The organism is Streptomyces sp. NPDC043854, assembly GCF_056436005.1.
Genome location: NZ_JBWKDK010000052.1, coordinates 1 through 26,961, shown reverse-complemented (window position 1 = coordinate 26,961; position 26,961 = coordinate 1). Strand labels below are relative to the sequence as shown.

General features: G+C 71.5%; 28 protein-coding genes. 16 read left to right on the top strand and 12 right to left on the bottom strand.

Features of this window, described 5'->3' with window-relative positions; all coding sequences use genetic code 11:
* Positions 1–2 precede the first annotated feature (2 nt).
* The 9 genes from AC068A_RS31195 to AC068A_RS31155 all read right to left on the bottom strand — a co-directional run bounded on the left by AC068A_RS31195 (position 3) and on the right by AC068A_RS31155 (position 6,942).
* On the bottom strand, positions 3–2,345 hold the full coding sequence (locus tag AC068A_RS31195; protein ID WP_478589624.1) for a phage tail tape measure protein: 2,343 nt from the start codon (positions 2,343–2,345) through the stop codon (positions 3–5).
* On the bottom strand, positions 2,335–2,595 hold the full coding sequence (locus tag AC068A_RS31190) for a hypothetical protein (RefSeq protein WP_478589623.1): 261 nt from the start codon (positions 2,593–2,595) through the stop codon (positions 2,335–2,337). The genes AC068A_RS31195 and AC068A_RS31190 overlap by 11 nt, the downstream gene beginning before the upstream one ends.
* Positions 2,592–3,194, bottom strand: coding sequence for a hypothetical protein (locus AC068A_RS31185; protein ID WP_478589622.1), 603 nt, complete (start codon positions 3,192–3,194; stop codon positions 2,592–2,594). Before AC068A_RS31185 ends, AC068A_RS31190 begins: the two co-directional genes overlap by 4 nt.
* 120 nt (positions 3,195–3,314) lie before the next feature.
* Complete coding sequence (locus AC068A_RS31180; protein WP_478589621.1) at positions 3,315–3,758, bottom strand: hypothetical protein; 444 nt, start codon at positions 3,756–3,758, stop codon at positions 3,315–3,317.
* A 267-nt stretch (positions 3,759–4,025) separates the two neighbouring features.
* Complete coding sequence (locus AC068A_RS31175; RefSeq protein WP_478589620.1) at positions 4,026–4,277, bottom strand: hypothetical protein; 252 nt, start codon at positions 4,275–4,277, stop codon at positions 4,026–4,028.
* A complete protein-coding gene (locus AC068A_RS31170) occupies positions 4,274–5,647 on the bottom strand; it encodes an AAA family ATPase (protein ID WP_478589619.1) in 1,374 nt (457 codons plus the stop codon). The genes AC068A_RS31175 and AC068A_RS31170 overlap by 4 nt, the downstream gene beginning before the upstream one ends.
* The gene (locus tag AC068A_RS31165; protein WP_478589618.1) at positions 5,644–5,916 is read right to left on the bottom strand and encodes a hypothetical protein; all 273 of its coding nucleotides are present in this window, start codon (positions 5,914–5,916) and stop codon (positions 5,644–5,646) included. Before AC068A_RS31165 ends, AC068A_RS31170 begins: the two co-directional genes overlap by 4 nt.
* A 206-nt stretch (positions 5,917–6,122) precedes the next feature.
* Entirely contained in the window at positions 6,123–6,623 is a 501-nt protein-coding gene (locus AC068A_RS31160; protein ID WP_478589617.1) for a hypothetical protein, read from the bottom strand.
* A 127-nt stretch (positions 6,624–6,750) separates the two neighbouring features.
* Complete coding sequence (locus tag AC068A_RS31155; protein WP_478589616.1) at positions 6,751–6,942, bottom strand: helix-turn-helix transcriptional regulator; 192 nt, start codon at positions 6,940–6,942, stop codon at positions 6,751–6,753.
* 133 nt (positions 6,943–7,075) lie between these two features.
* Here AC068A_RS31155 and AC068A_RS31150 point away from each other — a divergent pair, with 133 nt between their 5' ends.
* Both AC068A_RS31150 and AC068A_RS31145 read left to right on the top strand, forming a co-directional pair.
* Positions 7,076–7,633, top strand: a complete 558-nt coding sequence (locus AC068A_RS31150) for a helix-turn-helix domain-containing protein (protein WP_478589615.1) — start codon at positions 7,076–7,078, stop codon at positions 7,631–7,633.
* Positions 7,614–8,861: a tyrosine-type recombinase/integrase gene (locus AC068A_RS31145; RefSeq protein ID WP_478589614.1), complete on the top strand. Its 1,248-nt coding sequence runs from the start codon at positions 7,614–7,616 to the stop codon at positions 8,859–8,861. Before AC068A_RS31150 ends, AC068A_RS31145 begins: the two co-directional genes overlap by 20 nt.
* Positions 8,862–9,005: 144 nt before the next feature.
* Here AC068A_RS31145 and rpsT read toward each other — a convergent pair whose 3' ends face one another.
* Positions 9,006–9,272 carry a 30S ribosomal protein S20 gene (gene rpsT, locus AC068A_RS31140; RefSeq protein ID WP_179175554.1) on the bottom strand — a complete coding sequence of 89 codons (267 nt, stop codon included), beginning with the start codon at positions 9,270–9,272 and terminating at the stop codon, positions 9,006–9,008.
* Between the two features lie 198 nt (positions 9,273–9,470).
* On the opposite strand from rpsT, the gene lepA reads away from it, so the two are divergent.
* The 3 genes from lepA to hemW all read left to right on the top strand — a co-directional run bounded on the left by lepA (position 9,471) and on the right by hemW (position 14,812).
* The gene (lepA, locus tag AC068A_RS31135; protein ID WP_478589613.1) at positions 9,471–11,336 is read left to right on the top strand and encodes a translation elongation factor 4; all 1,866 of its coding nucleotides are present in this window, start codon (positions 9,471–9,473) and stop codon (positions 11,334–11,336) included.
* A 249-nt stretch (positions 11,337–11,585) separates the two neighbouring features.
* Positions 11,586–13,475, top strand: coding sequence for an AMP-dependent synthetase/ligase (locus AC068A_RS31130; RefSeq protein ID WP_478589612.1), 1,890 nt, complete (start codon positions 11,586–11,588; stop codon positions 13,473–13,475).
* Positions 13,476–13,609: 134 nt separating this feature from the next.
* Positions 13,610–14,812, top strand: a complete 1,203-nt coding sequence (hemW, locus tag AC068A_RS31125; protein ID WP_478589640.1) for a radical SAM family heme chaperone HemW — start codon at positions 13,610–13,612, stop codon at positions 14,810–14,812.
* Positions 14,813–14,863: 51 nt separating this feature from the next.
* On the opposite strand, the gene AC068A_RS31120 is transcribed toward hemW, so the two are convergent.
* Together AC068A_RS31120 and AC068A_RS31115 are read right to left on the bottom strand one after the other, a co-directional pair.
* The gene (locus tag AC068A_RS31120) at positions 14,864–15,664 is read right to left on the bottom strand and encodes a DUF3097 domain-containing protein (RefSeq protein WP_478589611.1); all 801 of its coding nucleotides are present in this window, start codon (positions 15,662–15,664) and stop codon (positions 14,864–14,866) included.
* Complete coding sequence (locus tag AC068A_RS31115; RefSeq protein ID WP_478589610.1) at positions 15,657–16,418, bottom strand: MBL fold metallo-hydrolase; 762 nt, start codon at positions 16,416–16,418, stop codon at positions 15,657–15,659. Before AC068A_RS31115 ends, AC068A_RS31120 begins: the two co-directional genes overlap by 8 nt.
* 144 nt (positions 16,419–16,562) lie before the next feature.
* On the opposite strand from AC068A_RS31115, the gene hrcA reads away from it, so the two are divergent.
* The 11 genes from hrcA to AC068A_RS31060 all read left to right on the top strand — a co-directional run bounded on the left by hrcA (position 16,563) and on the right by AC068A_RS31060 (position 26,780).
* Positions 16,563–17,579 carry a heat-inducible transcriptional repressor HrcA gene (hrcA, locus tag AC068A_RS31110; RefSeq protein WP_478589609.1) on the top strand — a complete coding sequence of 339 codons (1,017 nt, stop codon included), beginning with the start codon at positions 16,563–16,565 and terminating at the stop codon, positions 17,577–17,579.
* Positions 17,580–18,719, top strand: a complete 1,140-nt coding sequence (gene dnaJ, locus AC068A_RS31105; protein ID WP_478589608.1) for a molecular chaperone DnaJ — start codon at positions 17,580–17,582, stop codon at positions 18,717–18,719.
* A gap of 146 nt (positions 18,720–18,865) precedes the next feature.
* On the top strand, positions 18,866–19,957 hold the full coding sequence (locus AC068A_RS31100) for a nitronate monooxygenase (RefSeq protein ID WP_478589607.1): 1,092 nt from the start codon (positions 18,866–18,868) through the stop codon (positions 19,955–19,957).
* Positions 19,954–20,697: a 16S rRNA (uracil(1498)-N(3))-methyltransferase gene (locus AC068A_RS31095; protein WP_478589606.1), complete on the top strand. Its 744-nt coding sequence runs from the start codon at positions 19,954–19,956 to the stop codon at positions 20,695–20,697. The genes AC068A_RS31100 and AC068A_RS31095 overlap by 4 nt, the downstream gene beginning before the upstream one ends.
* Positions 20,698–20,851: 154 nt before the next feature.
* Entirely contained in the window at positions 20,852–21,211 is a 360-nt protein-coding gene (locus AC068A_RS31090; protein WP_478589605.1) for a histidine triad nucleotide-binding protein, read from the top strand.
* A gap of 4 nt (positions 21,212–21,215) precedes the next feature.
* Positions 21,216–22,127 (top strand): ribonuclease Z, encoded by a 912-nt coding sequence (locus tag AC068A_RS31085; protein ID WP_478589604.1) that lies wholly within the window; start codon positions 21,216–21,218, stop codon positions 22,125–22,127.
* A 164-nt stretch (positions 22,128–22,291) separates the two neighbouring features.
* Entirely contained in the window at positions 22,292–23,395 is a 1,104-nt protein-coding gene (locus AC068A_RS31080) for a PfkB family carbohydrate kinase (protein ID WP_478589603.1), read from the top strand.
* A 152-nt stretch (positions 23,396–23,547) separates the two neighbouring features.
* Positions 23,548–24,603, top strand: coding sequence for a PhoH family protein (locus tag AC068A_RS31075; protein ID WP_478589602.1), 1,056 nt, complete (start codon positions 23,548–23,550; stop codon positions 24,601–24,603).
* A gap of 13 nt (positions 24,604–24,616) precedes the next feature.
* Positions 24,617–25,114, top strand: a complete 498-nt coding sequence (gene ybeY, locus AC068A_RS31070) for an rRNA maturation RNase YbeY (protein WP_478589601.1) — start codon at positions 24,617–24,619, stop codon at positions 25,112–25,114.
* Positions 25,111–26,421: a hemolysin family protein gene (locus AC068A_RS31065; protein ID WP_478589600.1), complete on the top strand. Its 1,311-nt coding sequence runs from the start codon at positions 25,111–25,113 to the stop codon at positions 26,419–26,421. Before ybeY ends, AC068A_RS31065 begins: the two co-directional genes overlap by 4 nt.
* A complete protein-coding gene (locus AC068A_RS31060; RefSeq protein WP_478589599.1) occupies positions 26,418–26,780 on the top strand; it encodes an MmcQ/YjbR family DNA-binding protein in 363 nt (120 codons plus the stop codon). The genes AC068A_RS31065 and AC068A_RS31060 overlap by 4 nt, the downstream gene beginning before the upstream one ends.
* Positions 26,781–26,961 lie beyond the last annotated feature (181 nt).

The following is a 26,961-nucleotide window of genomic DNA, read 5'->3' as shown; positions in this document are numbered from 1 at the left end:
TCCTACTGGGCTGCCTGGCCGTACATGGCCTGGACGTTGCCCTGCCCGAGGGTGCGTACGGACTTGCGGATCGCGGTGGCGAACGCGGATTCCACCGCGGCGTCGACGACGAGCCGCACTGTCACCACCTGCGGCCCGAACCCGGGCCGGGTGAGCGGCCCGCCGCCGAGCGCCCCTGCCATCTGCTGGCCGGCCGCCGAGGCGAGCCCGGACGCCGGCGGTTGGACGAGGCCGGCCATCGCCGTGGCGACGTCGCCCTGCCGCGCCTCGATCCCGAGGACGACACCGGCCGGGATCCACTGCCCGACCTCGTCGGCGAGCAACTTGGACGGGGAGGCGATCCCAAGGGCCTTGGCGATCGGGCCGGGGATGAGGCTCCGCGCCCAGCCCATGAGGGTGGAACGCAGCCAACCGCCCATGGACTGCATACCGCGCCACAGGCCCATCACCACGGCCTGCCCCTTGCCGACGAGGAGGGAGCCGAGGTCACCAAGCGCTCCGGACAGCATCCCGGGCAGGCCGCGCAGCCAGCCCACCATCTCCTGCGCCTTGGCGATGGTGCCCTGCTTGGCAGATTCCCAGTGCTTGATGATCAGTCCAGGCAGGGTCCAGTTCAAGAACAGGTTGTAGATCATGCCCGGCACCTGGGACAGCCACGCGAGGATCGCGTTCCACGCGGCGACGGCCCCGGCCTTGATCTGCTCCCAGTGCTGCCAGATGATCCCGCCGAGCATCCACGTGACGAAGTAGTTGTAGATCATTCCGGCGATCATCTGGATCTGCGCCCAGATCCAGCCCCAGGCGGCCGCCGTCCAGGCCTTGATCTGGTCCCAGTAGGTGTAGATCAGCGCGGCCAGGGCGACCACGGCCAGGATGATCCAGCCGATCGGGCCCATCGCGATCAGCCACTGCGCGGCCATGGTTGCCGCCCAGGCGATCGCGCGTGCGGCCATCATCGCGAACTGCACCGCCGCCGTGGCACCCGCGCGGACGACCGCGGCGATCCACACGCCGATCGACGTCAGGGCGGACCCGACCCACGCCGCCCCGGTGGTCGCCGCGGAGACGACTGCCGCGCCGGCGATCCGCGCGTAGGCCATCAGGCCGATGCCGGTCATGCGGAGCCAGTTCCCGATCACGGTCCAGCACGACGCGGAGATGACCGTGTGCGCGGCGGTCACCACAGCCGAGACTGCGGAGTACACCATCATCGCGCCGCGCACGACGAGCACGGTCGCGGCCAGAGCGAGGAACGTGTACCCGAGCGGCCGCACGACCTCCTGGTGCTTCATGGCCCACCCGACCACGGCGCCGCCAACCTCGGTCAGCTCGCCCATCACCTTGTTCTTGAACGCGGCCAACTGGTGTGAGGCTGTGCCACCGATCTTCTTGACCATCGCGTCGGCGGACCCTGCCGCATGGTCCATGCCGGCCGCTGCGGCGGCTGTCGCCGGATTGAGGGCGTACAGCGCATCGGCCATCGTGTTCGCAGGGTCACCGAAGAGGGCACTCGCCGCGTTCAGCCGGACCGTCTCGTCTGCCGTGCCCCGCAGCGCGTCCGTGGTCATCTGGAAAGCCTTCTGCGCGCCGGCCCCGCCCTCTTGCATCAGCTTGGCGATGTTCTGGCTGTTCAGGCCAATCGACTTGTAGGCCTCGTCAACGGCCTCGCCGCCCTTGAGTGCGGTCTCACCGAAGATGCCGATCGCGTCGGCGATCTGGTCCGAGTCCCGGGCCCCGGCGGCCATGGCCTGCGCGATCAGGCCGATCGACGTCTTCCCGTCCAGACCGACCCGCCTGAACTGCGTGCTGTACTCGTTGATCGTCTCCAAGAAGTCGTCCGCCTTGTTCGCCGACGACTGGAAACCCGTGGTCAGAATGTCGAACGCCTCGTCGGCACTGGAGGCGAGCCCAGTGCGGAGCAGCTGGCCGACTGCTGCCGTGACTCCCCCCAAGTCCTGGTCGAAGGTCTGCGCCAGCGCCAGCGTCTTGGTGGTGACGGCCTCCAGGCCTCCAGTGGCCGTGGAGACGTCGCCGATGTTCAGGTAGACGCCCCGGATCGCCTCGTTGACCTGCGAAACGCTGTCCCCCCACGCGTGGTGGAACACGCTGGCAGACACCTTGGCGAGTTCGGCAGCCTGCGCCGGCCCAGCGCCCAGCTGCGCCGCGAGCTTCGCGTTCGCCGCGCCCGCGTCCAGGCTCGCCGCGATCCCCGTGGACAGCGCGGCGCCGATCCCGGCCGCGATCCCGGCGGACGCGGTGGTGATCCGCTCCTGGAACTGCTGGATTTGCCCGCTGGCGCGGTCGCGCGCGATGAGGTTGAAGACGAGAGAGGTGTCACTGGCCATCGAGCGCCACCGCCCGCCGACGCAGCAGCTCCACCTTGGCCTGGTGAGGGGTAAGGGAGCGGGGGCCGCCGATCGCGGCTCGGGCCTGGCGCCCGGTCATCCGCCGGGCCCGAGCCGCAGCCTTCCGCCGCTGGTAGCGATACACGGCGACCTCCAGACTCCCGTTCGCCGCGAGCATCCGAACCGTGTCCAGGTCCATGTCCGCGCCCTCGGCCAGGCTGAGCAGCGCGTGACCCGCAATCTCCGTCATGACGTGCGTCCCTTCTCGAAGGTGATGTGCCGCTCCCGACCGAGCCGGGCGGCCAGGGCGAGAACCTCGTCGCGGCGCTCGCCGAGGATGAGCCGCGCACGGCGGCGCGCCCGATGTACGTCGTGGTCCCCGTCGGTGTTCCGCACCAGGACGCGCATGTCCTCACGGCAGCCATCCGCGTCGCCCCGGGGATAGGCCAGGGCGCGGAACTCGGTGATCCACACCTCGGCGGCCGCAGCGATGGCCGCGGCCTCCTCGCGGCCGGCCGTCTCGTACGTCGTGACGCCGTCCCGGCCGTCCTCCCCGATGAACACCTCGGCCACGTGCAGGCCGAGCGCCCGGGCGACCACCACGTGCGCGGCCTCGTGCTCGGCGGTGCGCGCCAACACGAGGTCCGGGTCCGTGCAGAGCTGGCGGCGCTGCCAGTCGACGACGTCATCCGCCGGGACGCGCAGGGGCCGGGCGCTGCCGAGGGCCCGGGAGTTCATCAGGGACGTCACGAGGTCGTTCCCCAGGGACCGCCACGCGTCCACCGCGCGGCGGTCCCTCACCTCCAGGCCGGCGTACAGCTGCCAGGCCACCTCTTCAGAACTTGCCATCACCGCTCCTCATCGCCGGATACGACGGGGCGGCGCCCTTGCTCGGCCGCATCACGACCCGGGACATCTGCCGGGCACGCTGCCAGCCACGTCCCCGGGCGATCTGCCGGGCAACGCCGCTCAGGCTGAGAGACCAGCGCGCACCCTGCGCTGCTCCGCATACGCGAGGACAGCGGACCGGTCCAGTAGCCAGCGGCCCCCGACGAGGCGGCCCATGCCGCCGGCCGCCAACTGCCGGACCCGACGCTCCCCGAGGCCGAGCAGGACGCTCGCCTGGTACGTATCGATCTCATGGGGCGAGAGTGGCCCGATTGCCGTGAGCTGCGTTTCCGCAGTTCCGTCCACGGCAATGGGCAGGCCCTCGTACTCCCTTGCCGCCAGCCGGATCGCCCGCCGCGCTGCGTCGACCTCCAGCCGCATCCAGGCCGGCAGCTCATCGAGCAGGCGCGCCACGTTCGGCGAGGCCAGGACCCGGTCAAGGACGTGCGCGCTGACCCCGTGGACCAGGGCGCCGTGTACGTACCCCGGGGCGCTCACGAGCGTGCTCTGCGCGCTCGGCGGCACGGGTGGCACATCCGCTTGCCCTCGGGCAGCGACCCTGGACCGCCCCACAGCAGGCGGCCGCAGCCGGCGCACGGCACGGTCGGCTTTCTCGGCATGACTCCTCCTTCAAGATCAACGGTTGGCATTCGGGCCTCGGAGAGAAAAAGAAAAGCTGGGCGCGGGGCTTTGGAGACGACCGCTCCAAAAACGGGAGGACCTGCGGCTTGATTTTTTGGTGGGGCCCGTCGGGCGACCTGCGCCCAGTCCTCCGCGTCTCTCCCCGCGGGTTCACATGCTCTTGCGGGCCCTGAACGTCTCGGGCACCTCAGCTGCGCGGACGAGGTCGGGGAACGCGGGCAGGGTGCCGGCGAGGACGGGGCATCCGTCGTCGTGCTCGACGCGTGCCTGTACGGCGCCAGTGGCGTCGTCGGTGACGAGCTGGGTCACCTGGCCGGTGCAGTGGCCGCAGCGGTAGGCGGTGAGCATGGCGGCGAGGACGCGGGGGTCACCCATGGCGTAGGTGATGTGGGCGGTGGTCATGAGGTCCTCCGGACGGACGGGTCGCAGGTGGGGTGCGTGGTCTCGCCCGCGGCCACGTGGACGGGGTCGAGGGGGAAGCGGCAGACGCTGCAACGCACCGGATCCGTGGTGACGTTCGGTGACGGAGATGCGGGCGAAGGTCCCGAAGATGACGAAGATGACGGCTCTACGGAGTCCGGATTCTTCGTCTTCTTCGTCACCTTCGGGGAGTCCGTGTCATCTTCGGTGACGCTGAGTACCCACACCCAGCCCTTCCCGAAGCCGGACTTCTGGGACGTGACGCCTACTTTCGTCCGGGCGCGCTGGATGGTGTGCTTGGCGAACCCGTCCTTCTCGGCGGCCTTGATGACCTCTCCTGCCGAGGCCTCGCCGCCGTTGTCGGCCAGGTAGTCGACGAGCCAGGCGCCGGCCTCGTCGCGCTCGCCGCGGTCGACCTCGGGCCCCTGCGAGAGGATGTCGGAGACGCTGCGGGTGGACTGCCCGGTGAAGATGAACCGCCCGACGAGGGCGGGTCCCTTGCGGGTGGGTACCTCTGTCGTCTCGATGTTGTAGGCGAGCGACGGGAGGTCGGAGCGGCCCAGGCTGTTCTTCGACTGGGTCATGACGCGGCACTCGTTGTCGTCGTCGCGGGCGAACCCGAACACGGCGCGCGGGACGTTCTTGAACGCGCCGGATCCGGTGATGAGCGCGGACGGGTCGGTGCCGGCGCCCTTGCCGAAGTGGGCGATGCCGAGGAGCACGGCGCCGGTGCGGTCGGCCATGCGGGCGAGCGGGTCCAGGGCCGTGCGTACGTCGCGTTCGCGGTGAGTGTCGATGCCCTTGCCGATGCACGACATGAGCGGGTCCAGGACGACGAGGGCCACGTCGTGGTCGCGGATCGCCTGCTCCATCAGGGAGTTGTCTTGCGGCAGGCTGAGCGTTGTCTCGCCGTACTCGGCTTCGACGGCCTCGACGCGGTACACGAGGTCGAGGTCGGCGCCCGCGCCGATGAGGCGGGGCACGATGGTCTGCTTCCACGAGTCCTCGACGGCGACGTAGAACACAGCGCGGGGGCGGCCATGGAGGCTGCCGGGGAGGGTACCGCGGGTGATGTGGGCGGCCATCCACATCCCGAACGAGGACTTGCCGGTGCCCTCCCGGCCGGCGGCCACGGTGAGAGCTCCGGCGGGGACGCGGCCCTCGCCGTCGTCGAGCCAGGCCCAGTTGACCGGTTCGGGCTCGATGTCGGAGGCGCGGGTGAGGCGGAGCGTGCGGCGGGGCTGTTCGGGTGCCGGTTCCGGGTCGCTCCAGTCGAGTGCGGGGGCGCCCGCGAGGCCCGCCCCGAGGATCTCCCCGGGAATGAGGTCTGCGGGGTCGTACGGGATCGTCACGGGCGGTTCTCCTGACCAGGGTGGAGGTAGTGGCCGGGCATGCCCGGGATGGCGATCGGCGGCCAGCCAGGCGTCGCCTTGAGTTCGTGCGGGGGGTGCGACTTGGCCCGTGCATCCCGGATCTCCCGAAGGGAGCGGACGCGGCTGGTTGCCGCAATGAGCTGCGACGCGATACGCCGGGCGTCGCCGTACACCGCGGCGTGCCATTCGGCGTCCGTGAGGTCGGGGTCGGCCTGCATGCGGCGGTATTGCTCGGCGGCCTCCAGCATGGCTGCGTAGCACCGCGGGTCCGTGGGGTGGAGCTGGAGCCAAGCCGCGGACCCGTAGGCCGGCCAAGTGGTTACGCCGAGGGCGGCAATCTGAGTCTCGGCCCGCAGGCATGTGATCTGCCCAGGGGTGGCCTGCGAGGGAACGGAACGCAGGGGCCGCCCCCTCCCGGCGTCAGCCAGGAGAGGGCGGTCTTCGGTGCTGCTCGTCACCGCTCGGACCCGCGGCCGCGCTCGCGCTCGATGATGGCGAGCACCTCGTCGAGGACGGCGACGGAGTCCCCGGCGAGGCGGATCTCTCGGGCGACGATGCCGAGGAAGGCCGCGTAGTTGGCTGGCGCCCCGGCCATCTCCTTCTCGATCTGCTCCAGGACTCGAACCGCACGCGGGGTGAGGGACGGCCCGCCGGTCACTTCGAAGTAGTCGAAGTAGAGGGCGAGGCACACACGGGCCAGCTCGGGCGTGATTTGCGCGGGGTCGTACGCCATGCGGATCTCGTGGCCGAGGTCACGCCACACCATCGGGACGCCCTCGTCGAGAGTGGCCTCCTCGATGCGTGCGGGCATGCGGTGTCGGGGTGCCGGCGTGAGCGCGGCCAGCGCGGCGGCCGCCGGGATCCGGGTGCGCTGGTCGGCGTCGAACGGGTCGAGCCCGGCATCGGGGTGGGCGAGCGCACTGGCGTGCGCGTGGATGGTCGTGGCAGTCTTCATCGTGAAGCTCCTTCACGGCCGCGCATAAGGGACTGGCATCCCGCGCGGCCGTTCGACTGTTCTGGATCGGACGTCGGTGCTTCCGGCCCTCGGGGATAGGTGTTGGCGCACCTGCCGAGGGCCGTTTTCATGCGGCTACGGTCTGCGCGTTGAGCCATCCCTCGATCGCCGAGCGGCGGTAGTGGACTCGACCGGAGCGTCCCGGGCTGGTCTTGATGTACGCGGGTCCGGCCCCGCGCCACCGCCAGTTCGCCAGGGTCTGCACGGACCAGCCGTAATCGGCATGGACCTGCTTCGGCGTCAACAGTTCGTCGCGCACAGGATCACGGCTCCCTCATTCTAGAACCTGTGTTGCTTGTTAGCACCACCTGGTGTTAGATGGAGCCATGAACTTGACTGTAGCGGATCAAGCGGGGATTACAAGGGGATCCCCGGTGCTTACGCTGGTGCCCATGACTGAGCAGCAGAAGGGCCGTAGGGCCATCGAGGTCGGTGCAACCGGGCGGACCGTGGCGGGCAACATCGCCCGGCTTCGTCAGCGGCGCGGGCTCACCACGAGGCAACTGTCTGGATTGCTGGAGCGGGCGGGCCGACCCGTGCCCGCGTCCGGCATCACGCGAATGGAGAAGGGTGAGCGGGTCGTCAATGTGGACGACCTCGCGGCCTTGGCCGCCGTGATGGGCGTGTCCCCCTCGGCGCTCCTGTTGCCACTCAACGATTCACCCGACGTCATGGTGGACGTCACGGGCAGCATTCCTGTCCCCGCGGACCAGGCATGGGACTGGGTCGATGGGAAGCGCCCGCTTCGCCTGCTCAGCGAAGAAGGTGAGGCCCGGCTGGAGTTTGAGCTGTACGGCCGCCCACCCGGCCGCCGGCGCAAGACCAAGGACGTAGCCATGATGCTGCTCGAACTGAGGGACCAGGGTGTCTCTCCGGAGCAGATGATGCGGTTCATGGGCTGGACGCCCGAGACGCGGGATGGGGATGAGGGTGGCCCGAGTCTGGATTGAGGACCGCGCGAACCACGCGGACTACCGCAAGGCGCTGGAGGCGTGGGCCGAGGCGAAGAAGGCCGGCAGCAAGCGGGCCGCGCCCGGTCGTTGGCGGGTCCGGTGGTACGGGCCGGACGGGAAGCCGAAGGCCAAGACGTTCCAGAAGGTGCCGCAGGCCGAGGCTGAGAAGCGCGCCGTTGAGGAGCGCCTCGACAAGGGCACGTACCGCGACCCGAAGCAGGGCAAGACCCTGTTCTCCGAGGTGGCGGAGGAGTGGCACGAAGCTCTACGAAAGCCGTCCGAGAGGACGCGGAACGACTACCGCGAGCTTCTCGACCTGTACGTCATCCCGAAGTGGGGCGCGTGGCAGGTTTCGGCGATCCGGTGGGAAGACGTCTCCGCGTGGCTGACCGACTTGGGCAAGCAGCCCGGGAAGCGCGGCAAGCCGCTCAGCGCCGCCCGGATCGAGAAGACGCATCTGGTCGGCAGCATGGTCATGAAGCGTGCGGTGATGGCTGGCCGGATCCACCTGAACCCGTTCGCCGGTCACGAGCTGACCAAGGCCGACGATGACGACGATCAGGTGTACCTCACGCACGAGCAGCTGGCGGACCTGGCGGACGCGGCCGGGGAGCACCGCACGTTGATTCTGGTGCTGGGGTACTGCGGGATCCGGTGGAGCGAGGCGACCGCGCTCAAGGCAGGCAGAGTGCAGCTCGACGCGCGCCGCCTGCGCATCGTGCAGGCGCACACCCGGGTCAAGGGCGGCATGCGTCTGGGGCCGGTGAAGAACCACGAGAAGCGCTCGGTCCCGCTGCTGCGGTCGCTCGTCGATGTGATCCGACCCCTTACCGCGGGGCGGCCGGCGGACGGGTTGCTCTTCACCGGCGCCGACGGCACGCACCTGAGGTACGGGACGTGGCGGCCCGAGTTCGACGCGGCGGTGAAGGCGGCCGGCTTGGCCGGGCTGGGCATCACCCCGCACAAGCTTCGGCACACGGCGGCATCCCTGGCGATCGCGTCCGGTGCGGACGTGAAGGTGGTGCAGACGATGCTGGGGCACAAGTCGGCGGCGATGACGCTGGACGTGTACGGGCACCTCTTCCCGGATCGGCTGGACGAGGTCGCCGACGCGCTCGACGCCGGACGTGCGTCCGCACTCGCCACCCGAGGTGCGGGCAAGCGGCCCGAGCCACGTGTACAAAATGCGTACTGCCCGCCCGGTGGGGAACCGGACGGGCAGTAGCAACTGGCCTATGACCAGGTGTTTAGCTGTGAAGCTGATGCGCCGCACCCGCGTGGCGAACGCAGGCCGCGTGCGGCGCTGGGGTGCCGGTCAGGAGCGGATGAGAGGGCCCGCTGGGTCCTTCCCGGCGATCACATCGAGTGCTCAGCCCTGGAGGGAGGCAACCTTGGAGGCCAGCGCCGACTTCTTGTTGGCGGCGGCGTTCTTGTGGATGACGCCCTTCGACACAGCCTTGTCCAGCTTCCGCGAGGCGACGCGCGCCGCAGCGGTGGCCTTCTCGACGTCGCCGGCGACGACAGCCTCGTTGGCCTTGCGGATGAAGGTGCGGAGCTCGGACTTGACGGACTTGTTGCGCAGGCGCGCCTTCTCGTTCGTCTTGTTCCGCTTGATCTGGGACTTGATGTTCGCCACGAAAGAGCCTTTTCAGGTTCAGAGTTTGATCTTCCGGTTGTGCCTCGTCCGCTGAGAGGGCATACGAGACACAGCTGCCCAGGCTACCAGGGGCACTCGGGGTGGCCCAAACCGAGCGCACTGCCCCGTCCATGGGACCATGGAACCTGCGTACAGATCCGACCCAACGCTTCTGCGACCCGAGAATCAGGACACTGCGTGCCCGCCATCCCCAGCCACGTGCCCGAGCCGAGCCGTACCGACCCGGCGCTGATCCGCAATTTCTGCATCATCGCGCACATCGACCACGGCAAGTCGACGCTTGCCGACCGGATGCTGCAGCTCACCGGTGTCGTCGACCAGCGGCAGATGCGCGCCCAGTACCTCGACCGCATGGACATCGAGCGTGAGCGCGGTATCACGATCAAGTCCCAGGCGGTCCGACTCCCGTGGGCGCCCACCGCGGGCGACGGGGTGGGCAAGACGCACATCCTCAACATGATCGACACCCCCGGGCACGTCGACTTCACCTACGAGGTCTCGCGCTCCCTCGCCGCGTGCGAGGGCACGGTCCTCCTGGTGGACGCCGCCCAGGGCATCGAGGCGCAGACGCTGGCCAACCTCTACCTGGCGATGGAGAACGACCTCACCATCGTCCCGGTGCTCAACAAGATCGACCTGCCGGCGGCCCAGCCGGAGAAGTTCGCCGAGGAGCTGGCGAACCTGGTCGGCTGCGAGCCCGACGACGTGCTGCGGGTCTCCGCCAAGACCGGTGTCGGCGTGGACGCGCTGCTCGACCGGGTGGTGCAGACCGTCCCGGCGCCGGTCGGCGTCAAGGACGCCCCCGCCCGCGCGATGATCTTCGACTCGGTCTACGACTCGTACCGCGGTGTGGTCACCTACGTCCGTGTCGTCGACGGCACGCTCAACAAGCGCGAGCGCATCCGGATGATGTCCACCGGCGCCACCCATGAGCTGCTGGAGATCGGCTGCAACTCGCCCGAGATGCTGCCCGCCGACGGCCTGTCCGTCGGCGAGGTGGGCTACCTGATCACGGGTGTGAAGGACGTCCGCCAGTCCAAGGTCGGTGACACGATCACCCAGCAGACCGGCGGTGCCACCGAGGCTCTGGGCGGTTACAAGGACCCCAAGCCCATGGTCTTCTCGGGCCTGTACCCGCTGGACGGGTCCGACTACCCCGAGCTGCGCGAGGCCCTGGACAAGCTCCAGCTCAACGACGCCGCCCTGGTCTACGAGCCGGAGACCTCCGCGGCCCTCGGCTTCGGCTTCCGCGTCGGCTTCCTCGGCCTGCTCCACCTGGACGTGGTCCGCGAGCGCCTGGAGCGCGAGTTCGGCCTGGACCTGATCGCCACCGCGCCGAACGTCGTCTACCGGGTCGTCCTGGAGGACGGCAACGAGATCACGGTCACCAACCCGAGCGAGTTCCCCGAGGGCAAGATTTCGGAGGTGTTCGAGCCGGTCGTGCGCGCCACGATCCTCGCGCCGACCGAGTTCATCGGCTCGATCATGGAGCTGTGCCAGAACCGCCGCGGCACCCTGCTCGGCATGGACTACCTCTCCGAGGACCGGGTCGAGATCCGCTACACCCTGCCCCTCGCCGAGATCGTCTTCGACTTCTTCGACCAGCTGAAGTCGAAGACCCGCGGCTACGCCTCCCTCGACTACGAGCCCACCGGCGAGCAGTCCGCCAGCCTGGTCAAGGTCGACATCCTGCTCCACGGCGACAAGGTCGACGCGTTCTCCGCCATCACCCACAAGGACGCCGCCTACGCGTACGGCGTGCGCCTGGTGGCCAAGCTGCGCGAGCTGATCCCGCGGCAGGCCTTCGAGGTGCCGGTGCAGGCCGCGATCGGCTCCCGGGTCATCGCCCGCGAGACGATCCGCGCCATCCGCAAGGACGTGCTCGCCAAGTGCTACGGCGGTGACATCTCCCGTAAGCGGAAGCTGCTGGAGAAGCAGAAGGAAGGCAAGAAGCGGATGAAGATGGTGGGCTCCGTGGAGGTCCCCCAGGAGGCCTTCATCGCCGTCCTCTCGAGTGATGACTCCGGCGGCAAGAAGAAGTAGCACTTCAGCGCCGACAGCCCGGTCGTTGCATACGAGACAGGCCCCCGCGTACACATGCGGGGGCCTGTTTCGTTATGAATCGGCGGCTCAAGGGCTCTTACGCGTCAGGCGGAGGGCACCTACCCTGATCACTGCCGTTGGTTACCCGCCAGTTACAAGCCCTTGGCCGCAGATTCTGCTGCCAGCCCTGTCGGAAGCCGCCGCCCACCCCTGGACGGCCGGCCCTGCCGCGTGGTCCGGAGGACGTCCGTGAGCGACACACAGACCCTGATCGAGAACCGACCGCCCACCGTGGCGGCCCTCTTCCTTGAGCGTGTCGCCGCCACGCCCAACGCCGAGGCCTACCGGTACCCGGTGCCCCCGGCGTCGGGCAGCGGCCCGGACGACTGGAGGTCGCTGAGCTGGGGCCAGGCGGCCGAGCGGGTCTTCGCCATCGCCGCCGGCCTGATCGACCTGGGCCTCAAGGCCGAGGAGCGGGTCGCGCTGGCCTCCAACACCCGCGTGGAGTGGATCCTCAGTGACCTGGGCGTGATGTGCGCGGGCGGCGCCGTCACCACCATCTACCCGAGCACCAACGCCGACGAGTCCGCGTTCATCCTCGAGGACTCGGCCAGCCGGGTGCTGATCGCCGAGGACGCCGCCCAGCTGGCCAAGGCCCGCGAGCGCCGCTCCGACCTGCCGGACCTGAGGCACGTCGTGGTCCTGGAGGCCGCCGACGCGGTCCCCGCCGAGGGCGACCCGGAGGGCTGGGTGATCTCCCTGGCCGCTCTGGAGGCCCGCGGCAAGCAGTACCTCGCCGAGTACCCGGAGGCGGTCGAGGAGCGCATCGGCGCCATCACCGCCGACCAGCTCGCCACCCTCATCTACACCTCCGGCACCACCGGCCGCCCCAAGGGCGTCCGGCTCCCGCACGACAACTGGTCGTACATGGCCAAGGCCACCGTGGCCACCGGCCTGATCACCGCCGAGGACGTCCAGTACCTGTGGCTGCCGCTGGCGCACGTCTTCGGCAAGGTACTGACCTCCGGCCAGATCGAGGTCGGGCACGTCACCGCCGTCGACGGCCGCATCGACAAGATCGTCGAGAACCTGCCGGTCGTCCAGCCCACCTACATGGCTGCCGTCCCGCGCATCTTCGAGAAGGTCTACAACGGGGCCGCGGCCAAGGCCCGGGCCGGCGGCGGGGCCAAGTACAAGATTTTCCAGTGGGCCGTCGGCGTCGCCCGCGAGTACGCCAAGGTCGCCCAGGACAACTACCGCCGCACCGGCCGGGCCACCGCCCCCTTCGGCCTCACCGCCAAGCACAAGATCGCCGACGCCCTCGTCTACTCCAAGCTCCGCGAGGCCTTCGGCGGCCGGCTGCGCGCCGCCGTCTCCGGCGCCTCCGCCCTGGCCCCCGAGATCGGCTACTTCTTCTCCGGCGCGGGCATCCACATCCTGGAGGGCTACGGCCTGACCGAGTCCAGCGCGGCCTCCTTCGTCAACCCCGGCGAGGCCTACCGCACCGGCACGGTCGGCAAGCCGCTCCCCGGCACCGAGGTCCGCATCGCCGACGACGGCGAGATCCTGCTGCGCGGCCCCGGCATCATGCAGGGCTACCACGGCCAGCCCGAGAAGACCGCCGAGGTGCTGGAGGAGGACGGCTGGCTGCACACCGGCGACATCGGCGAGCTCTCGCCCGACGGCTACCTGCGCATCACGGACCGCAAGAAGGACCTGATCAAGACCTCCGGCGGCAAGTACGTCGCCCCGGCCGAGATCGAGGGCCAGTTCAAGGCGATCTGCCCGTACGTGTCGAGCATCGTCGTGCACGGGGCCGACCGGAACTTCTGCTCCGCCCTGGTCGCCCTCGACGAGGCCGCCATCCTGGGCTGGGCCGCCGAGAGCGGGCTGGAGGGCAAGACGTACGCCGAGGTGCTGGCCGCCCCGGAGACGAACCGGCTGGTCGAGACGTACGTGCAGACCCTCAACGAGGGCCTCCAGCGCTGGCAGACGATCAAGAAGTTCCGGATCCTGCCGCGCGACCTCGACGTGGAGCACGGCGACCTCACGCCCAGCCTCAAGCTGAAGCGGCCCGTCGTCGAGCGTGAGTTCAAGCACCTGATCGACGAGATGTACGAGGGCTCCCGCGAGGCCTGAGCCCTGCGGTACGGGGCCCGGCGGCAGGCCGGGCCCCTCCGCCCCGCGCCCGCCCGGGCGCCCGCCCGGCCGGGGCCCCGGCCCGCGTACGGGACAATGGGGGCATGCCTTCCGCACTGCCCGACGGCGAGCCCATGCCCGAAGACGGCGCACTGCCGCCGCACGCCCTGGCGGGTGCCGGGGACCGTCCGCTCGGGTTCTACCTGCACGTCCCGTACTGCGCCACGCGCTGCGGGTACTGCGACTTCAACACGTACACCGCGACCGAGCTGCGCGGCTCCGGCGGCGTGCTCGCCTCCCGCGAGAACTACGCCGACACGCTGATCGACGAGGTCCGCCTCGCCCGCAAGGTCCTCGGCGACGACCCGCGGGCCGTCCGCACGGTGTTCGTGGGCGGCGGCACGCCGACCCTGCTGCCCGCCGCGCACCTGGTCCGCATGCTTGCGGCGATCCGGGACGAGTTCGGCCTGGCGGAGGACGCCGAGATCACCACGGAGGCCAACCCGGAGTCGGTCGACCCCGCGTACCTGGCCGAGCTGCGGGCCGGCGGCTTCAACCGGATCTCCTTCGGCATGCAGAGCGCGAAGCAGCACGTCCTGAAGGTGCTCGACCGCACGCACACCCCGGGCCGCCCCGAGGCCTGCGTCGCGGAGGCCCGCCGGGCGGGCTTCGAGCACGTCAACCTGGACCTGATCTACGGCACGCCGGGGGAGTCGGACGACGACTGGCGGGCCTCCCTGGACGCCGCCCTCGGCGCCGGCCCGGACCACGTCTCCGCGTACGCCCTGATCGTCGAGGAGGGCACGCAGCTCGCTCGCCGCATCCGCCGCGGCGAGGTCCCCATGACCGACGACGACGTCCACGCGGACCGGTACCTGATCGCGGACGAGGTGCTCGCCGCGGCCGGCTACTCCTGGTACGAGGTCTCCAACTGGGCCACGTCCGAGGCCGGCCGCTGCCTGCACAACGAGCTGTACTGGCGGGGCGCGGACTGGTGGGGCGCCGGCCCCGGAGCGCACAGCCACGTCGGCGGCGTGCGCTGGTGGAACGTGAAGCACCCCGGCGGCTACGCGGCCGCGCTGGCCGAGGGCCGGTCCCCGGGGGCCGGCCGCGAGCTGCTGTCCGAGGAGGACCGGCGCGTGGAGCGGATCCTGCTGGAGCTGCGGCTGGCGGAGGGCTGCCCGCTGTCCCTGCTGGCCCCGGCCGGCCTGGCGGCCTCCCGCCGCGCCGTGGAGGACGGCCTGCTGGAGCCGGGCGCGTACGCGGCCGGGCGCGCCGTGCTCACGCTGCGGGGGCGGCTGCTGGCCGACGCGGTGGTCCGGGACCTGGTCGACTGACGCCGGCCTCCCCGTGCGGACCGGCCGCCCGGGGAGGCGGCCGCGGGACGGTCAGGCCGTGACGTGGTCGATCAGGTGCTCCACCGCGCCCAGCAGGGCGGGCTCCAGGTCCTTGTACGAGGTCACCCGGGACAGGACGTGCCGCCAGGCGGCCCCGGGGTGCTCCGGCCAGCCCAGCGCCCGGCAGACGCCCGTCTTCCAGTCCTGGCCCCGCGGGACCTCGGGCCAGGCCGGGATGCCCAGGGCGGACGGTTTCACGGCCTGCCAGACGTCCACGTACGGGTGGCCCAGCACCAGCACGTCGTCGCAGGCGACGGCCGCCGCGATCCGGGACTCCTTCGAGCCCGGGACCAGGTGGTCCACCAGGACGCCCAGGCGGGCGTCCGGGCCGGGCGCGAACTCCGCGACGATGGCGGGCAGGTCGTCGACGCCCTCCAGGTACTCCACGACGACGCCCTCGATCCGCAGGTCGTCGCCCCACACCCGCTCGACCAGCTCGGCGTCGTGCCGGCCCTCCACGTAGATCCGCCCCGCCCGGGCCACCCGGGCCCGCGCCCCCGGGACGGCGATCGAGCCGGAGGCCGTGCGCAGCGGGGCCGCCGGGGCCGCCCGGGCGGGCCGGACCAGGGTGACCACGGCCCCCTCCAGCAGGAAGCCGCGCGGCTGGAGCGGGAAGACCCGCCGCTTGCCGAAGCGGTCCTCCAGGGTCACCGTGCCCGCCTCGCAGGCGACCACGGCGCCGCAGAAGTCCGTACCGGCCACCTCGACCACGAGGTCGGGTTCGGCGGGCACCTCGGGCACGGCCGTGGCGCGCTTCCACCGCGGGGTCAGGTCGGGGGAGTACTCACGCATCGGGCCGGCCCTGGGAGAGCGGGCGCGTGCCGGGGCCGGACACGCCGAACCGGGCCGCCAGGGTGTCGCGTTGCGCGCGGACGAAGGCCGCGTCGACCACCGCCCCGTGCCCCGGCACGTACAGCGCGTCCTCCCCGCCCAGCGCCAGCAGCCGGTCCATGGCCGCCGGCCACTGCTCGGGCACCGCGTCGCTGCCCGCCTGGGGCTCGCCGGACTCCTCCACCAGGTCCCCGCAGAAGACCGTCTCGCGTTCGCCCGGCACGAAGACGGCGAGGTCGTAGGGGGTGTGACCGGGCCCCACATTGGCCAGCAGCACCTGCACGCCGCCCAGGTCCAGCGTCCACTCGCCCGACACCAGGTGCCGCGGCGGCACCAGCAGGTCCGCGGCCTCCGCGGCCTCGGCCGCGTCCAGGCCGTGGCGCACCGCGCCGTCCCGGAGCTCATCGCGTCCCGAGACGAGCTCACCGTCCAGCCCGACCGCCCCGTAGACCTCGGCCCCGGAGAAGGCCGCGCTGCCCAGGACGTGATCGAAATGTCCGTGCGTGAATGCGATATGGGTCACGCGCCGACCCGTCAGACGCTCGGCCTCGGCCCTGAGCGAGGCCCCCTCCCGAACGCTCGAACCGGGGTCGATCATGAGGACGGACTCGTCTCCGACCACCAGTCCCACCGTGCAATCCCACACCGGGAGGCGCTTTCGGCCGGTCCGCCGCGTCAAACGTTCCCAGTCCGTGTCTTCCCACCGTACGTCCATACCGCGACGCTACCTGGCGGGCCACCCTTGCTAGCCGTGTACCACCCCGCCGTACACTGGCCGGGGGATCGCTGGCACTCCGACGAGGCGAGTGCCAAAAGCAGTGGACCACGACGACCCGCATCACAGCTGGAGGTGTGCGCGATGCTCAGTGAACGCAGACTCGAGGTGCTCCGCGCCATCGTCCAGGACTACGTCGGGACGGAGGAGCCGGTCGGCTCCAAGGCGCTGACCGAGCGCCACAAGCTCGGCGTCTCGCCCGCCACCGTGCGCAACGACATGGCCGTCCTGGAGGACGAGGGCTACATCGCCCAGCCGCACACCAGCGCCGGCCGGATCCCCACGGACAAGGGCTACCGCCTCTTCGTCGACAAGCTGGCGGACGTCAAGCCGCTGTCGACGCCGGAGCGCCGGGCCATCCAGAACTTCCTCGACGGCGCGGTCGACCTCGACGACGTCATCGGCCGGACGGTGCGCCTGCTCGCGACGCTGACCCGGCAGGTCGCGATCGTGCAGTACCCCTCGCTGGCCCGCTCCACCGTCCGCCACGTCGAACTGCTCGCGCTGGCGCCCGCGCGCCTGATGCTCGTGCTGATCACCGACACGGGCCGGGTCGAGCAGCGGCTGGTCGACTGCCAGACGCCGTTCTCCGAGACCTCGCTCGCCGATCTGCGGGCGCGGCTCAACAGCAGGGTCGTCGGCCGCCGGTTCACCGACGTCCCGAGGCTCGTGCAGGACCTGCCGGACTGCTTCGAGCCCGAGGACCGGGCCACGGTCGCGACCGTGCTCCAGACGCTGCTGGAGACGCTGGCGGAGGAGGCGGAGGAGCGGCTGATGATCGGCGGCACCGCCAATCTGACGCGCTCCGGGCACGATTTCCCCCTGACGATCAGGCCGGTGCTGGAGGCGCTTGAGGAGCAGGTCGTGCTCCTCAAGCTGCTCGGCGAGGCCGGTGAATCGGGCATGGCTGTACGAATCGGGCATGAAAACGCCTACGAGGGACTGAACTCCACGTCCGTCGTGTCGGTCGGCTACGGTTCGGGCGGCGAAACTGTCGCCAAACTCGGCGTGGTCGGACCGACCCGCATGGACTACCCCGGAACGATGGGAGCGGTACGCGCAGTGGCACGTTACGTCGGACAGATCCTGGCGGAGTCGTAAGTGGCCACGGACTACTACGCCGTACTCGGCGTGCGCCGCGACGCATCGCAGGACGAGATCAAGAAGGCCTTCCGCCGCCTCGCGCGCGAACTCCACCCGGACGTGAATCCGGACCCGAAGACGCAGGAGCGCTTCAAGGAGATCAACGCGGCGTACGAGGTCCTCTCGGACCCGCAGAAGAAGCAGGTCTACGACCTCGGCGGCGACCCGCTGTCCTCCTCGGGCGCCGGCGGTGGCGCCGGCGGCTTCGGGGCGGGCGGCTTCGGCAACTTCTCCGACATCATGGACGCCTTCTTCGGCCAGGCGGCGCAGCGCGGCCCGCGCTCGCGGACCCGCCGCGGCCAGGACGCCATGATCCGCCTCGACCTGGAGCTGGACGAGGCCGCTTTCGGCACGACCAAGGACATCCAGGTCGACACCGCCGTGGTCTGCACCACCTGCTCCGGTGAGGGCGCCGCGCCCGGCACCTCGGCGCAGACGTGTGACATGTGCCGCGGCCGCGGTGAGGTGTCGCAGGTCACCCGGTCCTTCCTGGGCCAGGTCATGACCTCGCGCCCCTGCCCCCAGTGCCAGGGCTTCGGCACCGTCGTCCCGACCCCGTGCCCCGAATGCGCGGGCGACGGCCGGGTCCGCTCCCGCCGCAGCCTCACGGTCAAGATCCCGGCCGGTGTCGAGAACGGCACCCGGATCCAGCTCGCGGGCGAGGGCGAGGTCGGCCCCGGCGGCGGCCCCGCCGGCGACCTCTACGTGGAGATCCACGAACTGCCCCACCCGGTCTTCCAGCGGCGCGGCGACGACCTGCACTGCACGGTGACCATCCCCATGACGGCGGCGGCCCTCGGCACCAAGTGCCCGCTGGAGACGCTCGACGGCATGGAGGAGGTCGACATCCGGCCCGGCACCCAGTCCGGCCAGTCGATCCCGCTGCACGGCCGGGGCGTGACACACCTGCGCGGCGGCGGCCGCGGCGACCTGATCGTCCACGTCGAGGTGCAGACCCCGGGCAAGCTGGACCCCCAGCAGGAGGAGCTGCTGCGCCAGCTCGCCAAGCTGCGCGGCGAGGAGCGGCCGATGGGCCAGTTCGCGCCGGGCCAGCAGGGCCTCTTCAGCCGCCTGAAGGACGCGTTCAACGGCCGCTGACGGCCCGCGGGACACCGCACGCACGGCGTACGAGCCCGGCCCGGGGATTCCCCGGGCCGGGCTCGGCGCATTCCCCGGGGAGGCGGGCCGGGCGGGGGCGTCGCGGTGATTCGGCGCCGTGCGCGGGACGTGGCACGATGCAGGACATGTCCTTGGCACTGAGCGGTCTCCAGCAGTACCCGATCGTGCAGGCTCCCATGGCGGGCGGGGCCTCCTGCCCGCCGCTCGCCGCCGCCGTGTGCGAAGCGGGCGCCCTGGGCTTCCTGGCCGGCGGCTACAAGACCGCCGACGGCATGTACCAGGAGATCAAGCGGCTGCGCGCGCTCACCCGGCGCCCGTTCGGCGTGAACCTCTTCATGCCGCAGACCGGCCCCGTCGACCAGGCCGCCGTCGAGGCCTACCGCGGCCAACTCGCCGGTGAGGCCACCTGGTACGACGTCTCGCTGGCCGAGGAGGACACCCTCGGCACCAGCGACGACGGCTACGACGCCAAGCTGGCGATCCTCCTGGAGGACCCGGTCCCGGTGGTGTCGTTCACCTTCGGCTGCCCCGCGCCCGCCGCCATCGCCTCCCTGCGCAAGGCGGGCACGTACAGCATCGTCACCGTCACCTCGGTCGACGAGGCCCGCGCCGCCCAGGCGGCGGGCGCCGACGCCGTCTGCGTCCAAGGCGTCGAGGCGGGCGGCCACCAGGGCACGCACCGCGACGACCCGCAGGCCGACGCCACGGCCGGGGTCGGCCTGCTCGCCCTCGTGGCGCAGGTGCGCGAGGCGGTGGCACTGCCGATCATCGCGGCGGGCGGGCTGATGCGGGGCTCGCAGATCGCGGCGCTGCTGGCGGCCGGAGCCGAGGCGGCCCAGCTCGGCACGGCGTTCCTCGCCTGCCCCGAGTCCGGGGCGCACCCGCTGCACAAGAAGGCGCTGACGGACCCCCTGTTCCCGCACACCGAGCTCACCAGGGCGTTCTCCGGGCGCCCGGCCCGCGGCCTGGTGAACCGCTTCATGCGGGAGCACGGCCCCTACGCCCCGGCCGCGTACCCGCAGATCCACCACATGACCGCGGGGCTGCGCAGGGCGGCCGCCGCGGCCGGCGACCCGCAGGGCATGGCCCTGTGGGCCGGGCAGGGGCACCGGCTGGCGCGGGCGCTGCCGGCGGGCGGGCTGGTGGAGGTGCTGGCGGCGGAACTGGCCGAGGCGCAGAGCGCGTTGAACGACATGCAGCAGAGGAGTACGTCATGACCGCCCCCGTGTTCGTGGTCGAAGAGGTCCCCGCAGGGCCGCAGTTCGTCCTGGACGGCCCGGAGGGCCGGCACGCGGTCTCCGTGAAGCGGCTGAGCCCGGGCGAGGCGGTGGTCCTCACCGACGGCCGCGGCGGCTGGGCCGAGGCCGTGGTCGAGGCGGCGGAGGGCAAGGACAGGCTGGCCGTGGCCGTGTCCGCCACGGGCCGCGAGCCGGAGCCGGAGGTGCGGATCACCGTGGTCCAGGCCCTGCCGAAGGGCGACCGCGGCGAGGTGGCGGTCGAGACCATGACCGAGACCGGCGTGGACGCGATCATCCCCTGGCAGGCCTCGCGCTGCATCACCCAGTGGCGCGGGGACCGCGGCGCCAAGTCGCTGGCCAAGTGGCGCAACACCGCGCGCGAAGCGGGCAAGCAGTCCCGGCGCGTCCGCTTCCCCGAGGTGGCCGAGGCCATGACCACCAAGCAGGTCGCGGCCCTGCTGGCCGACGCCGATCTGGCGGTGGTGCTCCACGAGGACCGCGACCACCCCTCGGGCGCCCTGGCCACGGCCGACCTCCCGGCCACGGGCTCCATCGTCCTCGTCGTCGGCCCCGAGGGCGGGGTCTCGCCCGAGGAACTGGCCCTCTTCGGGGAGGCGGGCGCCCGCCCCTGCCGCCTGGGGCCCTCGGTGCTGCGCACCTCCACGGCGGGCACCGCGGCGGCGGCGGTCCTGCTGGCCCGTACCGGCCGCTGGTCCTGAAATCCCCGGTGGGGGCGGGGCGGCGCCGGATACGATCTCCAGGCTGATCAACAGCGGCGCGGGCGGCACCGCCCGGGTCGCTCCACCGCACCACCCGTTTCAGCTCACCACACCGCAGCTCACTCACCTCACTCACCTCACGGAAGGCGCATCGATGGCCGGGGAACCGCAGGCGGACTGCCTGTTCTGCAAGATCGTCGCGGGGCAGGTCCCGGCGACCGTGGTCCTGGAGACCGAGACGGTCGTCGCCTTCCGGGACATCAACCCGCAGGCGCCCACGCACGTGCTCGTCATCCCCAAGGCGCACTACTCCGACGCCGCGTCGCTGGCCGCCGGGGCGCCGGAGCTCGTCGCCGACCTGCTGCGCGAGGCCGGGGCCATCGCCGCCCAGGAGAAGGTCGACGACCACGGCTACCGGATCGTGTTCAACACCGGCTCCGGCGCGGGCCAGACGGTCTTCCACGCGCACGCGCACCTCCTCGGCGGGCGCGGCCTCCAGTGGCCGCCGGGATAAGACCGTGTCCGTACGCGAATTCGTGGTCCTGGGCACCGCCAGCCAGGTGCCCACCCGCCACCGCAACCACAACGGCTACCTCCTGCGCTGGGACGGCGAGGGGATCCTCTTCGACCCGGGCGAGGGGACCCAGCGCCAGATGCTCCGCGCGGGGGTGGCCGCGCACGACATCAACCGGATCTGCGTCACCCACTTCCACGGCGACCACAGCCTCGGCCTCGCCGGGGTGATCCAGCGCATCAACCTCGACCAGGTCCTGCATCCGGTCACCGCGCACTTCCCGGCCTCCGGGCAGCAGTTCTTCGACCGGCTCCGGTACGCCACCGCCTACCGGGAGACCGTGCAGCTGCGCGAGGAGCCCGTGGCGGAGGACGGAACGCTGGCCGAGGGGCCCCCGTACGTCCTCGAGGCCCGCCGCCTGTCCCACCCGGTGGAGTCCTTCGGCTACCGGCTCACCGAGCCCGACGGGCGCCGCATGCTGCCCGAACTCCTCGCCCGGCACGGGATCGAGGGGCCCGACGTGGGCCGGATCCAGCGCGAGGGCCGGCTGGGCGGGGTCACGCTCGACGACGTCAGCGAACTCCGGCCCGGCCAGAGCTTCGCCTTCGTCATGGACACCAGGCTCTGCCCCGGCGTGGAGGCCCTCGCCGAGGGGTGCGACATGCTGGTCATCGAGTCCACCTTCCTCGACGATGACGCGCAGCTGGCCGTCGACCACGGGCACCTGACCGCCGGACAGGCGGCCCGCGTCGCCCGCGACGGAGGCGTGCGCCACCTGGTGCTGACGCACTTCTCGCAGCGCTACGGCGACCCCTTCGAGTTCGAGCGCCAGGCGCGCGCGGCCGGCTTCGAGGGCGAGCTGACCATCGCCGCGGACCTCGCCCGGGTGCCCCTGCCCAAGCGGCGCCAGGACTGACCGGGTTCCGCCGGGCGCCGGCGCCGGGCCGATCCGGGGAGCGACCCGGTCGTGACGTACGACACACTGGGGTTTGAGTCCGGTCCGGACGGGCAGGGCTGCCGGCCTTCCGCCGGAACGGCCGCCGGCAGGAACGACCCTTCGCGCCGATCGGGGAGTGCACCGTGACCAACCGGGACAGCCGACCCAGCCGCAGCGACGGCGACGACCTGGACCCGCTCGGTCCGCTGCGCGACCCCCGGGACCCGGGGTGCGACGTCTTCCTGACCGGCACGGTCTTCCTCGACATCATCTTCACCGGCCTCGACTCCGCCCCGGTGCGCGGTACGGAGTCCTGGGCGCGCGGCATGGGCTCCAGCCCCGGCGGGGTGGCCAACATGGCCACCGCCCTCGCCCGGCTCGGCCTGCGCACCTCGCTGGCCGCGGCCTTCGGGGACGACCACTACGGCGAGTACTGCTGGGACGCGCTGGAGCAGGGCGAGGGCATCGACCTGTCCATGTCGCGGACCATCCCCGGCTGGCACAGCCCGGTCACCGTCTCGATGGCGTACGAGGGCGAGCGCACGATGGTCTCGCACGGCCACGAGGCGCCGCCCCCGGCCGGTGCCGGCCCCTTCCCGCAGTGCCCGCCGCGCACGCGGGCGGCCGTGGCCTCGCTGGCCCCGGGCCGGGCGGACGGCTGGATCGGGGAGGCGGCCCGCCGCGGGGCGCGGATCTTCGCGGACGTGGGGTGGGACGAGACCGGGCGGTGGGACCTCGGCGCGCTGGCCGACCTGGAGCACTGCGAGGCGTTCCTGCCGAACGCGGGGGAGGCGATGCGGTACACGCGGACCGACTGTCCGAGAGCGGCGGCCCGGGCGCTGGCCGAGCGGGTGCCCGTCGCCGTGGTCACGCTGGGCGCGGAGGGCTCGTACGCGGTCGACTCGGGGACCGGGGTGACGGCGGAGGTACCGGGGATCGCGGTGGACGAACTGGACCCGACCGGGGCCGGGGACGTCTACGTGGCCGGGTTCGTCACCGGCACGCTGGCCGGGTGGCCGCTGGCCGACCGGCTCGCCTTCGCGGGCCTGACGGCGGCCCTGTCGGTCCAGGAGTTCGGCGGCTCCCTGTCGGCCCCGGGCTGGCCCGAGGTGGCCCACTGGTGGCGGACGGCCCCGGACGGGCTGCGGGCCCGCTACGGCTTCCTGGACGAGCTGATCCCGCGGGACGCGGCCCGGGGGCCCCGGCGGCGGGCGGTCCCGACGATCGGCTTCCGCCACTTTGCGTAGCGGCACCGGCACGCCTGGCCGGTACGACGGCCGGAGGGCTGCTGGAAAACCCCTCGGTGCAGCCGCCTCGGCGACGTAGGCTTGGTACTCCGGAGGTCGTCGATCGGCGCGGCCCCTCAACGGGAGGTATGTGCAGGCCACAGTGCCGGCCCATGACTCAGACATCGACAGCTCACACCCCGGCGCAGGGACAGGCGCGAGCCCACTTCACCGTTCCGGGCAGTCACCCGATGGTGGCGGTGCTCGGTCCCGGTGACGCCCTGCTGCGTGTGATCGAGAAGGCCTTCCCGAAGGCCGACATCCATGTTCGGGACAACCAGGTCAGCGCGATCGGCGAAGCGGCGGAAGTCCGCCTGATCCAGCGCCTGTTCGATGAGATGATGCTGGTGCTCCGCACCGGGCAGCCGATGACGGAGGACGCAGTGGAACGCTCGATCGCCATGCTCAGGGCGAGCGACAACGGCAACGGCCCGCAGGAGACCCCTGCCGAGGTGCTCACGCAGAACATCCTCTCCAGCCGCGGCCGCACCATCCGCCCCAAGACCCTGAACCAGAAGCGGTACGTCGACGCGATCGACAAGCACACGATCGTCTTCGGCATCGGCCCCGCCGGTACCGGCAAGACCTACCTCGCCATGGCCAAGGCGGTCCAGGCCCTGCAGTCCAAGCAGGTCAGCCGGATCATTCTGACCCGCCCGGCCGTCGAGGCCGGAGAGCGGCTCGGCTTCCTGCCCGGCACGCTCTTCGACAAGATCGACCCGTACCTGCGCCCGCTGTACGACGCACTGCACGACATGCTCGACCCGGACTCGATCCCGCGGCTCATGGCCAACGGCACGATCGAGGTCGCCCCCCTCGCGTACATGCGCGGTCGCACCCTCAATGACGCCTTCGTGGTCCTCGACGAGGCGCAGAACACGAGCCCGGAGCAGATGAAGATGTTCCTGACCCGGCTCGGCTTCGACTCGAAGATCGTCATCACCGGTGACGTCACGCAGGTCGACCTCCCCGGCGGCACCAAGTCCGGTCTGCGCCAGGTCCAGTCCATCCTCGAGGGGATCCCGGACATCCACTTCTCGCGGCTCACCTCCGAGGATGTCGTCCGGCACAAGCTGGTCGGCCGTATCGTCGATGCGTACGAGCAGTACGACGACAGCCAGGCAGGCCAGGAACCCCGGCCGGCCCGGAACGGCACCCAGCGGAAGTAGAACCCAGCGCACCATGTCGATCGACGTCAACAACGAGTCCGGAACCGAGGTCGACGAGCGGGCGATCCTCGACATCGCCCGCTACGCGCTCACCCGCATGCGGATCCACCCCCTGTCCGAGCTGTCCGTCATCGTCGTCGACGAGGACGCCATGGAGCAGCTCCACATCCAGTGGATGGACCTGCCCGGACCCACCGACGTCATGTCCTTCCCGATGGACGAGCTCCGTCCGCCGGCCAAGGACGACGAGGAGCCCCCGCAGGGGCTCCTCGGCGACATCGTGCTCTGCCCCGAGGTGGCGAAGAAGCAGGGTGAGGAAGCCCCGACCCGGCACTCCATGGACGAGGAGCTCCAGCTCCTGACCGTCCACGGGGTGCTGCACCTGCTCGGCTACGACCACGAGGAGCCGGACGAGAAGGCCGAGATGTTCGGCCTCCAGGCGGCCATCGTCGACGGCTGGCGCGGCGAGCGCGGCCTGACGGGCCCGTCCCCGGCCCCGACCGTCTCGTGACTGCCCCGCAACTGATCGCCGGGGCGGTCCTGCTGGTGGTGGTCGCCTGGTTCGCGGCTTGCGCCGAGTCCGGCCTCGCCCGGGTGTCCAGCTTCCGCGCCGAGCAGGCCGTACGGGAGGGCCGGCGCGGCAGCGAGAAGCTGCTCCAGGTCGCCCGGGACACCACGCGCTACCTCAACGTCGCCCTGCTGGTGCGGGTGACCTGCGAGATGGCGGCGGGGGTGCTCGTCACGTACGTCTGCCTCGACGCGCTTGGCGAGAACTGGAAGGCGCTGCTCACCGCGATCGCCGTGATGGTCCTGGTCTCCTTCGTGGCCGTCGGCGTCTCGCCGCGCACCATCGGCCGCCAGCACCCGCTCGGCACGGCGACGGCGGCCGCGTACGTCCTGGTGCCGCTCGCCCGCGTCATGGGGCCCATCCCGCAGCTGCTGATCCTCCTCGGCAACGCCCTCACCCCCGGCAAGGGGTTCCGCAAGGGCCCGTTCGCCTCGGAGGCCGAGCTGCGCGCGATGGTCGACCTGGCCGAGAGGGAGTCGCTGATCGAGGACGAGGAGCGCCGGATGGTGCACCAGGTCTTCGAGCTGGGCGACACGCTGGTGCGCGAGGTGATGGTGCCGCGCACCGACCTGGTCTGCATCGAGCGGTACAAGACGATCCGCCAGGCGACCACGCTCGCGCTGCGCTCGGGCTTCTCGCGCATCCCGGTGACCGGGGAGAACGAGGACGACATCGTCGGGATCGTGTACCTGAAGGACCTGGTCCGCAAGACGCACATCAGCCGGGACGCGGAGTCCGACCTGGTCTCCACGGCCATGCGGCCGGCGGCGTTCGTACCGGACACCAAGAACGCGGGCGACCTGCTGCGCGAGATGCAGCAGGTGCGCAACCACGTCGCCGTCGTCATCGACGAGTACGGCGGCACGGCCGGCATCGTCACCATCGAGGACATCCTGGAGGAGATCGTCGGCGAGATCACCGACGAGTACGACCGGGAGCTCCCGCCCGTCGAGGACCTCGGCGAGGACCGCTACCGGGTCACCGCCCGCCTCGACATCACCGACCTCGGCGAGCTGTTCAAGGTCGAGGCCTTCGACGACGAGGACGTGGAGACGGTCGGCGGACTGCTGGCCAAGGCCCTCGGCCGGGTGCCGATCGCGGGCGCCTCGGCGGTGGTCGAGCTGCCCGACGGGCGGCCGCTGCGGCTGACCGCCGAGGCGCCGGCCGGCCGCCGGAACAAGATCGTGACCGTGCTCGTGGAGCCGGTGGCCCCGGCGGAGATCGAGGGCGAGGGGGAGGAGGGGGAATGACCCCTGCGGAGCTGCGCGAGCTGTGCCTGAGTTTCAACGCGGCGGTGGAGGAGTTCCCCTTCAACCCGGAGACCTCGGTGTTCAAGGTGCTGGGGAAGATGTTCGCGCTGTCGTCGCTCGACGCGGAGCCGCTGAAGGTGAACCTCAAGTGCGAGCCGGAGCTGGCGGTGCGGCTGCGCGCCGGGCACGCTGCGATCGTGCCGGGCTGGCACATGAACAAGCGGCACTGGAACACGGTGACGGTGGGCGGGCCCGGCGCCCTGCCCGACGCGATGGTCCGGGAGCTCGTCGAGGACAGCTACGACCTGGTGGTCGCGGGCCTGCCGCGGGCGGAGCGGCTGCGCCTGGACCGGCCCTGAGCCGACCGACGGCCTGAACGGACCGACGGCTCTGAGCGGACCGGGGGGGGGGGGGGGGGGGGGGGGGGGGGGGGGGGGGGGGGGGGGGGGGGGGGGGGGGGGGGGGGGGGGGGGTTTTCGGGGGGGTGGGGGGGGGGGGGGGTCGGAAAAAACAAACCCAAAAAAAAAAAAACCCAGCCCG